Genomic DNA, 9816 nt, shown 5'->3' with positions numbered 1-9816 from the left:
TGAGGGCCCCCGCAAGGTCGCAGGGCACGACATGACACCTCTTGCGCGGAGATCCCGGCAAGGCGGTTGCTGTCGTTGCGCGAGGGATGACCCCTCCTGACGGAAGGGCCCTCGAACACCCGGTGCACCCTGCCCGGATGAAGAACGACTGCGTCAGGCAGGTCTCCTGGCTTGCGGGTCAACGCCGTTCCGGCCGCCTTCTCAGGACAGGAAGTCCCAATGGCAAATGGCCGGATGGCTCTCCGCTTACAGTTGCAGGGGCAGCCCGGGGTTTTCACCCGAGTTCCCTTTTGATCCCCTCGCGGGGAACCCGTCGCGGCGCGGCCCCTACTGCGGGACGTGACGGCATGCAAGTACCTGCCGCTTGCGGTGCTCCGCCGTCTCGCCTAGGCAGAGGGCGTATCGGGTGCCCGAAAGGGCTTAATCGGGAAGTCCGGGATGGCGGTTCATGATCGCCAAAGCCGGCACTGCTCCCGCAACTGTAACCGGTGAGCGCATCGCCACGGTGCCATTGAAAGCTCCGGCTTTCGAGAAGGCGGCGAAGAGCGCGTTGATCCGGAAAGTCAGGAAACCGGCCTGATATCGTCGTTCCTTCGCGCGGGCGGGATGCACCGGGCGGACGAGGGATCCGCGTTCTTGCGGAAAGTGGCCCTTGGCGGACGACATTCGTGTGTCGCGTCGAAGGAGAGCCGTGAAGCCATGTTCAAGCCCTGATCAGCTTCAGGCGGAAGCATGTTCCGCCTTGCTCCCCCCGTGCGATCGGCGCGGCCTGCGGGCTCGCGTCGCGTTTCCACGTTCAGACCGGAAGCCCTTTATGAACCGTCACCTGTCCACACGTTCCCCGCGTTTCGAATTCGTCGCCTTTTGCGCGCTTACCTTGGTGATGCTGACCACCCGCAGCCATGCCTTGAGCGACGTAGTGCACTTACCTGATACCAGCCTTGCCAGTTTCTTCTTGCTGGGCTTCCTGGTTCGCCGGGCAAGCGCGTTTGCCGGGTTGTTCCTGTTCGGCTTTGCCATCGACGTCTGGACGATATTCGTCATGGGTGGCTCTGGCTTCTGCTTCACGCCCGCTTACTGGATGCTGCTGCCTGCCTATGGAGTGATGTGGTTTGCCGGTCGCGTGGTCGCCGACGGGTTCGGCGAAGAGCGATCAGCACTAGCAGCGGGGATCGCATTGCTGATCGCCGCCACATTGGTATCCAAGCTGCTCTCCAGCGGCGGTTTCTACTTCCTGGGCGGACGTTACCCTGATCCAACCATCGCTGAGTTCCTCCCGCGCCTTGAGCGCTATTTCCCGGGCACCCTTTTTGCCACTCTGCTGTGGTCCGGGATCGGCGCCACTGTCTACGCGGTGTACAAGGCCGCGCAGCCCCGCCTGAGCCGGGCCCACGCGCAGTGAGCAGCGCGCCTTTGGCACTACCGGTTTGCCCCGCCTTATGAGCACAACCGGCTCGTGCCCGGCTCTGATGGTGGCGGCGCCATCATCAGGTCAGGGCAAGACACTCGTCACCGCGGCTCTGGCCCGCCGTCACCGCGACGCCGGAAGGCGGGTGCGTGTCTTCAAGTGCGGGCCAGACTACCTGGACCCGATGGTGCTGGAACGCGCCTGCGGATCGCCGGTGCATCAACTCGACTTGTTCATGGTTGGCGAAGCCGCGTGTCGGCGCCTGTTGCACGACGCTGCACTGGATGCGGACCTGATCCTTGTGGAAGGCGTAATGGGCCTCTTCGATGGCACCCCGTCGGCCGCCGACCTGGCGAACCGGTTTGACCTGCCGGTTCTGGCGGTGATCGACGGCTCCGCCATGGCGCAGACGTTTGGCGCCCTTGTTCAGGGCCTCGCTACCTACCGTCGGGGCGTCAATCTCGCGGCCGTACTCGCCAACAAGGTTGGCAGCGCTCGCCACGCTGCGATGCTGGAGGAGAGCGTTCCCTCCGGCGTGCAGTGGCTGGGCGCCATGCCGCGCAACGCGGATATCGCTCTTCCCGAGCGGCATCTGGGGCTGATGCAGGCGCAAGAGATCGGCGACCTGGAGGACCGTCTCGCCAAAAGTGCGGCAAGCCTGCCAGACGCGGCGACCTGGCTGCCGCCTCCGGTGCACTTCGGCGGGTCCGACGGCCCAAGTACCCGGTTGCCCGCTCTTCTTCGGGGCACGCGCGTCGCCATCGCGCGCGACGAGGCTTTCGGGTTTATCTACCCGGCAAACCTGGCCTGCCTTCGTTCGCTGGGGGCCGAACTGCGGTTCTTTTCGCCCCTGAACGACCCCGCCTTGCCGGAGTGCGACGCCATCTGGTTTCCGGGAGGCTACCCGGAACTCCATCTCGCCGCACTCTCACAGAACAAGCGCATGATCTCGTCTGTCCGTGACCATCATTCGGCAGACAGGCCCATCCTCGCTGAATGCGGGGGGATGCTCTATTGTCTGGAAGAAGTGGTCGACAGTGGCGGGCGCCGCGCGGAACTCGCTGGCCTTTTGCCGGGATCCGCCACCATGCGCCCGCGCCTGACCGCGTTGGGTCTGCAGCAGGCGGACCTTCCGGGCGGCAGCATCCGGGGGCACACATTCCATTACTCCGACGCGTCCATTGAACTCGCACCGTCATGGTTTGCAACGCGTCCAGGAGGCGAGCAGGGGGAGGCAATCTATCGGTCAGGACGCCTGACCGCGACTTATGCCCACTTCTATTTCGCATCGGGGCCGCAAGCCGTTGCCGAGATCCTCGGTCCCGGCTGACCGATCCTGAACTGTGAGCCGTCTGCCGGCATGTCCGGGTGCAGAAGGCGGAGGGGTGTCCAGACACTCGGACAAGCTAGGTTGCCCTCCGCCTTCTGCTGCACGATCAATGGGCGAAATGGTGCTGCGCCCACCCGTTTGGCGCGACATTCGCCGGGATAATGGTATCGCCTGCAACCCAACGCCGCGCGGAATTGTCCTTCGGATCGATCACGACCAGCCGCACCCAGCCGTTGCCAAACAGTCGCGAGAGGATGGGCGTGTTCACGACCAGATCATCGACACGCTGCAAAGGTGCATGGATGACTGTCAGAAGGCGCTGCGGCACATGCTAAGGTGTGCATGTCGATGAGGGACTTTTTGCAAGCCGATTGCGGGTCGATCTCCGGCGTGCCCTCAGATTGAATTACCATGTCCAGTGAAGAGCTTAGGCGCGCTGGAGAGCGCGCCAGTTCAGACCACGAGGGCCGCGCCGCAAAGTCGTTGTTCTGCATCAGATCCGATTTGGGGACCAGATGGCGATCACGAGCATAGGAGCACAGCTTCGTCCTGGAAGCCCTCTCAGGGGATGCGATTGTTAGGCGATCTCGACCCAAAAAGGCCGCAGGGCATGGTGGACTTGGAGGCATGCTAGCGCCCGCTGGATCGGCAAAGCCGAAAGCTCGCGCCGGCCCCCGCTTTGTTCGATTGGAACGTGGTGCAGCGTACCTCGACGCCTGGGAATCACGGTCGGATTGCGACAGCTCGTCCCCGATCGTGTGCCGGGCTCGAAACCTCAGGGGGCCATCAGAACGTTGTATCCGGCCCACTCTCGCGGGGCCCGGCTCGCGTCGAGGCGAAAGCTTCGAAAGCGGCCAACTCGCGCGCGATTGCTTCGGGTAAAAGACGGGCGTTCATACCGGCCAAGCGTCGCTGAACCCAGCTCTTGAACTCTCGGTAACGTTCATCATCTGGGTGGTCAGTTTGCCCCTCGAGAGAAGCGACGAAAGCCGCCAAGCGATCTCGCTCTTCGACTTGCATGAGCTTCTGCTCGAGGAACTCAACCCGATCCGCCTCCAGCTTCGCGAGACGCGCCTGCTCCGCCCTTTCGAGCCGCGCGATCTCCGCCAGTCTTGCTCGCTCTTGCGCCTGTGCTCGTTCGACCTTTTCTTCCGCTGCGAAGGCGGCAAACGAGACAAGAACCTCTTCGATTCGATCCTCGATCCTGCGTACGCGAGTGTCGGCAAACCTGCGTTGAACACCCTGGTAGCTGGTCCAGCGCCCGAGCTCGATGACCATCTCCCCTGTTGGGAGAAAGTCATAGTAGGGGATCGTCGGGCGGCCTTGCCAGCTCGCCCAATCATACCGGTGGCGAGCGTCCCAACGCTCGACCTTGCGTCGCTCCTCTTCGGTCTCGACATGGCGGGTTCGCCGGATCGTCTGATAAACAGAAAAGGCGATCGCTTCATTGTCGACAATGACGTCCAAGCCATCGCGCCCCGGTGCGAACCGGTAGCCTCGGCTCTTGGCCTGATAGACGAGCGCGTTGAGGAAGGTTCCCATGCGCTCCAACGTGTCTGGATGAGCACGGATGTGGAAGACCTCCGAGCCCTACTTTGTCACCGCGCCATGCTGATCCGGCTGTGCCTTCCGGGCAGCGGCGAGCGTTTTGGCCACGAGCGGATGAAGGTTGTCCGGAACGACGATCGGCCCGCCAGTCTGTCGCTCTTCCCCAATAGCAATTGCGATGGTTTCCGGCGGCGGAGGCGCTTTCTGGGCGATGATGATCGTATAGCTTGCGCCTGCGGGTGCCGGGCCAAGCGGCTTTCGTTTCACATACCGTCCCGCGTGGAGCCGCCCCAATAGGTTGCATCCGGCAAGGGTATGGCGTGCTTGACGCACTGCTTGCGTAAAGCGACATCCGAGATGCCCAGCTCAGGTGCGACCTTCGAGACCGTGCGCTCCCAGACCATGTCGTAGAGCTGCTGCCGTGCCAGGTTACGTTCCATGCGCCTCTCCTAGTAAATTCGAACCAGATGATGTACATGACTATCTACATAGTCAGGAGCGTGACATGGACATCATCAATCTGGCGGATGCCAAGGCTCACTTGAGCGAGCTCGTAGACCGCGTCGAGGCCGGAGACACCATCGACATCGCCAGGCGCGGCAAGCCTGTCGCTCGGCTCGCCGCCGTGTCGAAAGCTCGCAGGCCGATCGATATCTCGCTCCTTCGCGCCCTTACCGCAGACATGCCGGCCCCGGCTCAGAGCGCGGAGGAACTGGTGCGATCTATGCGGGATGGCGATCGCTACTAATGCACTATCTGGATACGTCCTTGATCGTCGCCGCTCTCTCCAACGAAGCGGCCACAGAGGTGGTTCAAGCTTGGTTGGCGAAGCAAGACCCTGCTGCCCTTACGATCAGCGAGTGGACGATCACCGAGATGTCGTCCGCCTTTGCCATCAAGGTGAGAACCGGTCAGATCACGCTGGAGCAGCGCGCAGCCGCGCTCGCTATGTTTCACAAGCTGGTCGCTGAGAGTCTGACTCTGCTGCCAGTCACGGGACGTCATTTCCGCGCTGCGGCTCAACATGCCGATCAGCATACGCTGGGGCTGCGTGCCGGCGATGCACTTCATCTGGCCATCGCGTCTGAAGCGGGTGCAATCTTGCAAACGCTGGACCGCAAACTGGCCGACGCTGGCCCTCCGCTCGGTATACCCACCAATCTGCTCGTATGAAATGCACATCAGCCGGCTGCGATGACAACGAGCTGCGGCGATTGGTGGCCGCACACGCATCGTGATGGTGACCTCGCTCAAGGTTCTCGTGACGCTGGCTCAGACGCTCTTCGCCTTCATCTATCTTAAACAGCGGCCCAGTTGCGGCGCTGGGCACGGCGGTGTTGCTCCAGCCTGTGCCAAACCTCTAAGGTGCTTGCATGGGGGAAGATTCTGACATCGAGCGGTTCATTGCACACTGGCGCGACACGATGTCAGCTGTGCGGTGAGCATCTCCAGGCCGGTCACACCATGCGTGATCTCTTCGAAGGCATAACTCGGACGGCCGAGCCGCTCGATGGCCACTTAGCACCGATAGTAGTACCGTATCTGATACTCTATTTCAATATTGAGAATAGCCGTGCTGGCGCTATGCACGAGTGGAGCGGCAAGCATCGCCCATCTCCATTCACCGCCGACACTCCAGTGCATCTCAAGGAACACCGATGAAAGACTACACCGTACCCGAGCGCATCGTCGAGCTGATCGCCGCCGAGGGCGTGGACACGATCTTCGGCATTCCCGACCCCAGCTTCTTCCACATGTTCCTGGAGGCGGAACGCCGTGGCTTGCGGATCATCGCGCCGCATCACGAGCAGGGTGGGGCGCTGATGGCGGACGGATATTACCGCATGACCGGCAAGCCCGGCGTCATGGGCATCAACAAGGGGCCGGGTGTCGGCAACATCGCGGCAGGCGCGGTGTACCTTGCCAAGGAGAACGTGCCGGCGGTCTTCATCATGGCCCAGCGCCAGCGCATCTACGAGCAGCGCGTGCGGCGCGGCAAGATGCAATACCTCAGCCAGCCGCCGATCTTCGAAGGGGTGATGAAGTACTGCGGCACCATTGAGTACCCCGAGCAGGTCGACGAGGTCCTGCACGAGGCGTTCCGCAAGGCGATGAGCGGAGTGCCGGGGCCAACCTTCGTCGAGATGCCGCTCAGCGTCATGCAGCCACGGCTGATGTTGCCGCCGGCGCCTGCGCCCGACCGCTACCGTCTCTCCAGCCAGCACGCCAGCGCGCCCGCGATCCAGGAGGCGGTCCGCATCCTGGAGAGCGCAAACAACCCGGTGCTGGTGGTGGGCCAGGGCGCCTTCGTCTCGCGCGCGCACCAGCAGGTGGCGACACTCGCGCGCCGGCTCGGCGCACCGATCATCACTACGCCAGCGGTCGAGGCGATCATCGAGGGCACCGACGATTTCACCTTCCCTTACGGCAGCGCCGGGGCCTCGCGGCTTGCCGGTGAAGCCGACGCGGTGGTTGCGATCGGCACGGAGCTGGGCGAGAACCTGCACTATGGTCGTGGCCATCACTGGTCCAAGGGCAAGCCCGACCGCAAGTGGATCTACATCGAGCGCGACCCGACCGCGATTGGCGTCAACCGCCCCATCGACGTGCCGCTGGTCGGCGACTTGCGCGATATCGTGCCCCAGCTCACCGAGGCACTCGGCGCTGGCGAGCGTGCGCTGCCGCCGCTGGTGGCAGACCTGGCGCGCAGCCATGTGGCGGACAAGGTCGAACTCACCCGCTCGATCTCTGACGCCTCGCAGCCGATTCATCCCGGCCGCCTGGCGATCGAGGCCTCGCGCGTGCTGCCGCCCGACACCGTGTGGGTGCGCGACGGCGGCGCCTCCGGTATGTGGTTCGCCGGGCTGATCCAGTACGCGCCGCGAGACGCGATGTGGAACTCCAATTACGGCGCGATCGGCCCCGGACTGCCTTATGCCGTAGGCGCACAGCTTGCCGTCGGCGACAGCCGGCGAGTGGCGCTGGTGACGGGCGACTCCTCGATCCTGTTCCACATTGCCGAGCTGGAGACGGCGGTGCGCGAGAACCTGCCGGTGATCTGCATCGTAGCGGTCGACCATGCCTGGGGTATCGAGGTCGCCTCTTACAAGGCGAACTTCGGCGAGGGCACCACCACGCCGGGTGCCAAGTGGAACCACCAGGTCCGCCTCGACAAGACGGCCGAGAGCTTCGGCGCCCATGGCGAGTACGTCGACCGTACCGAGGACATCGCCCCGGCTGTCGAACGCGCGCTTGCCTCGGGCAAGCCGGCGCTGATCCACGTGGTCATCGATGCCGAGGCGAACAGCTCGTTTGCGTGCGTCCCCGGCTTCGCCGAGTTCCGCACCTGGTACGGCGAGGAAGGCGACAACCTCGGCTTTGCGGGCACGCCGCCAGCCGCGTCGGGTGAAAGCGCGGAAGAAGAAGCTGCGATGAACCAGGGCAGCGGCTACTGATCGCTCGGCAGGCATCGTTTCTTCGCGACGCCTGCCGCACGACACTGTTGAAGGGATCATGGTGGAGCAGAAGCCGGACAGCGAGGGCAACGAGGCCGCCACCGGCGCGCGGGCCATCCTGCGCGTGCCGGAAGTGCTGATGGCGCTGAGCGCCAACCGGGCAGGGCGCACCTTCGCGGATCTGAGCGAGAACCTCGACCTGCCCAGGTCCAGCCTGCACCGCATGCTGCGCACGCTGGAGCAGGGCGGCTACGTCATCAACACGCAGGGCACTTACCGGCTCGGGCCACAAAGCGCCAAGCTGGCGCGGATGATGAACAGGGCTCTGCCAACCCAGGGCTTTCCCGATATCGCCAGGCCCGTGCTCGAGGATCTTGCCAGACGTACCGGGGAGTCTGTGATCCTGGCCCTGCTGGACGACCACGGACGCGCCGTGTTCTATGTGGATGTCATCAATTCGAACGCGGCGCTGCGGGTTATGGTCCCTCAGGGCAACGTCCGGCCGCTCCACAGCGCATCTACCGGCAAGGCGATCCTCGCCTACCTTCCTGCCTCGGCGCTGAAGGAATACCTCGCTATCGAACCCTGGGAGCTGTTCACCGAGGAGACCACGCGCAGAGAAGCCCTTCGTGGCGCCTTGGCCGAAGTCCGGGCCAGAGGCATTGCCTTCGACCGCAACGGCAGCTTCTCAGGCGCTAGCGGCTTCGCGGTTCCCTGCTTCGACGCGACCGGCGCGGTGCATTGCGCCATCTCCGTCGCGGGCCCCACCGACCGGGTCGAGCGCGCACGCGCCGACATCGAACACGCGCTCATGGCCGCAGGCGAGCAATTGTCGCGCGCCCTTGGTTATGAGGGGGCCTATCCCCTTGTCGCAGGCTGACCAGTCCCTGCATCCGTGATCACAACATGGAGCGGAAGAAAGGTCGTCAAGCTGGTTCAGGTGCATAAGCCGCCAGCATTGCCTCAGTCGCCAGACGAGCTATGGTCTGCGGGATGCAAGATCGACAGGATCATTTCGCCCATTGTGTCCAACTGTTTGGGGGCGTCACCGCTTTTTCGCGACGCCTCAGGATAGATGAGCGCGCTATCCGGCGGTTCATCAATGGGGAGCGGCCCATCAGCGATGATCTGCTTCGAGACACGGCAAAGGCACTGCGCGAGCTTATCGCTGAAGCGAGCGCAGCCGCAGACACGATCTCTGCCAGTTTGACCTCTGAAGCGAGCGATCCTTGATCGGCACAGGTCAGACGACCATCGTACCAGGCTGAAGGCCGCGAGCTGCGCCGGATCCCTACTCACTGGCCGCGATGTCTCTCATCGCCGCGTAGACTTTCTCCCGCGCCTCGGGCGTCAAAGAAAGAAGGTAGCGGCGCGCTTCCTTGTAGGTCAGGAACGGCTGACCATCAACGATGATGGGAACCGTGCGGCCGTTGTAGATCCTGCGCAGCAAGCGCCGTTGCGATCTACCCAGTGACTCGTGGCATTCCTCGGTGATGGCGGTGTCCTATCCTTGAGAGCGTTTGTTCGCTGCCAGCAGCTCCCAGACACGCAGAAGAGCTTGCGGTAGCCAGGGGTGCATGCCCGCACGTGCTTCTGAGTGCCGAGGAAGCCGTTTCAACCTCGGATCTCTACGCCATTTCCGTCTGGATCGGTCAGGTACATCGAGACACCGTCGCCAGTAGCACCATATCGGACATCGACCTCACCAATGGTGACGCCGAGGGCTTCGAGCTCGGCCGCGATCCTGGTCTCATCGAAGTTCTCAACTCGAAGACATAGGTGATCCATGTTGCGACGTTGGGCGCCCGCTGCCGAGCCGCCACGCTGCCCAAGTTCTCCGGCGACGTCTACCAGGTCGACGAAGGAACAACCTGCCCGCATATGGATCAAGCCGAGATCGTCGCGGCGACGATCAAGCGTCAGACCCAGGACATCCCGATAGAACGCCATCGAGCGTTCAAGGTCGCTGACCCGCAGGACCACATGATCGATGCCGATCGCCTTCATTGCCATACCATCCGCGTAAATCTGGACTGTTGCCGGGAATTGTAGATGAAAGACATCCTGGGGCCAAC

Annotated in this window: 12 protein-coding genes and 2 riboswitches; of the genes, 6 read left to right on the top strand and 6 right to left on the bottom strand. The window is 63.3% G+C overall.

Features of this window, described 5'->3' with window-relative positions:
- Positions 1 to 139: 139 nt before the first annotated feature.
- Positions 140 to 329, bottom strand: a riboswitch (cobalamin riboswitch).
- Between the two features lie 58 nt (positions 330 to 387).
- Positions 388 to 594, top strand: a riboswitch (cobalamin riboswitch).
- Between the two features lie 220 nt (positions 595 to 814).
- Together ABUH87_RS14545 and ABUH87_RS14540 are read left to right on the top strand one after the other, a co-directional pair.
- Entirely contained in the window at positions 815 to 1402 is a 588-nt protein-coding gene (locus ABUH87_RS14545; protein ID WP_367774777.1) for a hypothetical protein, read from the top strand.
- A 37-nt stretch (positions 1403 to 1439) separates the two neighbouring features.
- Positions 1440 to 2738 carry a cobyrinic acid a,c-diamide synthase CobB gene (locus tag ABUH87_RS14540; RefSeq protein ID WP_367774775.1) on the top strand — a complete coding sequence of 433 codons (1299 nt, stop codon included), beginning with the start codon at positions 1440 to 1442 and terminating at the stop codon, positions 2736 to 2738.
- A gap of 106 nt (positions 2739 to 2844) precedes the next feature.
- Here the strand turns inward: ABUH87_RS14540 and ABUH87_RS14535 are convergent, their stop codons facing one another.
- The 4 genes from ABUH87_RS14535 to ABUH87_RS14520 form a co-directional block, all read right to left on the bottom strand.
- Positions 2845 to 3066 (bottom strand): hypothetical protein, encoded by a 222-nt coding sequence (locus ABUH87_RS14535; protein WP_367774774.1) that lies wholly within the window; start codon positions 3064 to 3066, stop codon positions 2845 to 2847.
- Between the two features lie 458 nt (positions 3067 to 3524).
- Entirely contained in the window at positions 3525 to 4280 is a 756-nt protein-coding gene (locus ABUH87_RS14530; RefSeq protein ID WP_367774773.1) for a hypothetical protein, read from the bottom strand.
- A 48-nt stretch (positions 4281 to 4328) separates the two neighbouring features.
- Positions 4329 to 4553, bottom strand: a complete 225-nt coding sequence (locus tag ABUH87_RS14525; protein WP_367774770.1) for a hypothetical protein — start codon at positions 4551 to 4553, stop codon at positions 4329 to 4331.
- The gene (locus tag ABUH87_RS14520; RefSeq protein WP_367774768.1) at positions 4550 to 4726 is read right to left on the bottom strand and encodes a hypothetical protein; all 177 of its coding nucleotides are present in this window, start codon (positions 4724 to 4726) and stop codon (positions 4550 to 4552) included. Before ABUH87_RS14520 ends, ABUH87_RS14525 begins: the two co-directional genes overlap by 4 nt.
- Positions 4727 to 4791: 65 nt before the next feature.
- On the opposite strand from ABUH87_RS14520, the gene ABUH87_RS14515 reads away from it, so the two are divergent.
- The 4 genes from ABUH87_RS14515 (at position 4792) to ABUH87_RS14500 (ending at position 8621) form a co-directional block, all read left to right on the top strand.
- Positions 4792 to 5034, top strand: a complete 243-nt coding sequence (locus tag ABUH87_RS14515; protein WP_367774766.1) for a type II toxin-antitoxin system Phd/YefM family antitoxin — start codon at positions 4792 to 4794, stop codon at positions 5032 to 5034.
- Positions 5034 to 5459 (top strand): type II toxin-antitoxin system VapC family toxin, encoded by a 426-nt coding sequence (locus ABUH87_RS14510; protein WP_367774765.1) that lies wholly within the window; start codon positions 5034 to 5036, stop codon positions 5457 to 5459. The genes ABUH87_RS14515 and ABUH87_RS14510 overlap by 1 nt, the downstream gene beginning before the upstream one ends.
- Before the next feature lie 485 nt (positions 5460 to 5944).
- Entirely contained in the window at positions 5945 to 7741 is a 1797-nt protein-coding gene (locus ABUH87_RS14505; RefSeq protein WP_367774763.1) for a thiamine pyrophosphate-binding protein, read from the top strand.
- A gap of 58 nt (positions 7742 to 7799) precedes the next feature.
- Positions 7800 to 8621, top strand: coding sequence for an IclR family transcriptional regulator (locus ABUH87_RS14500; protein ID WP_367774762.1), 822 nt, complete (start codon positions 7800 to 7802; stop codon positions 8619 to 8621).
- A 411-nt stretch (positions 8622 to 9032) separates the two neighbouring features.
- Here ABUH87_RS14500 and ABUH87_RS14495 read toward each other — a convergent pair whose 3' ends face one another.
- The gene (locus ABUH87_RS14495; RefSeq protein WP_367774761.1) at positions 9033 to 9191 is read right to left on the bottom strand and encodes a hypothetical protein; all 159 of its coding nucleotides are present in this window, start codon (positions 9189 to 9191) and stop codon (positions 9033 to 9035) included.
- Between the two features lie 164 nt (positions 9192 to 9355).
- Positions 9356 to 9748, bottom strand: a complete 393-nt coding sequence (locus tag ABUH87_RS14490) for a VOC family protein (protein ID WP_367774760.1) — start codon at positions 9746 to 9748, stop codon at positions 9356 to 9358.
- Positions 9749 to 9816: the final 68 nt, after the last annotated feature.

Origin of the sequence: Novosphingobium rhizovicinum, from assembly GCF_040813635.1 — a bacterium.
Classification (GTDB): Bacteria; Pseudomonadota; Alphaproteobacteria; order Sphingomonadales; family Sphingomonadaceae; genus Novosphingobium; species Novosphingobium rhizovicinum.
This window is presented reverse-complemented; position numbering and strand designations above follow the sequence as displayed.

Excerpts from the sequence above, each read along its gene's own strand:
- ABUH87_RS14490 (WP_367774760.1), bottom strand. The coding sequence starts at position 9,748 with ATGAAGGCGATCGGCATCGATCATGTGGTCCTGCGGGTCAGCGACCTT.
- ABUH87_RS14505 (WP_367774763.1), top strand. The coding sequence starts at position 5,945 with ATGAAAGACTACACCGTACCCGAGCGCATCGTCGAGCTGATCGCCGCC.
- ABUH87_RS14520 (WP_367774768.1), bottom strand. The coding sequence starts at position 4,726 with ATGGAACGTAACCTGGCACGGCAGCAGCTCTACGACATGGTCTGGGAG.
- ABUH87_RS14545 (WP_367774777.1), top strand. The coding sequence starts at position 815 with ATGAACCGTCACCTGTCCACACGTTCCCCGCGTTTCGAATTCGTCGCC.
- ABUH87_RS14515 (WP_367774766.1), top strand. The coding sequence starts at position 4,792 with ATGGACATCATCAATCTGGCGGATGCCAAGGCTCACTTGAGCGAGCTC.
- ABUH87_RS14510 (WP_367774765.1), top strand. The coding sequence starts at position 5,034 with ATGCACTATCTGGATACGTCCTTGATCGTCGCCGCTCTCTCCAACGAA.
- ABUH87_RS14540 (WP_367774775.1), top strand. The coding sequence starts at position 1,440 with ATGAGCACAACCGGCTCGTGCCCGGCTCTGATGGTGGCGGCGCCATCA.
- ABUH87_RS14530 (WP_367774773.1), bottom strand. The coding sequence starts at position 4,280 with ATGGGAACCTTCCTCAACGCGCTCGTCTATCAGGCCAAGAGCCGAGGC.
- ABUH87_RS14500 (WP_367774762.1), top strand. The coding sequence starts at position 7,800 with ATGGTGGAGCAGAAGCCGGACAGCGAGGGCAACGAGGCCGCCACCGGC.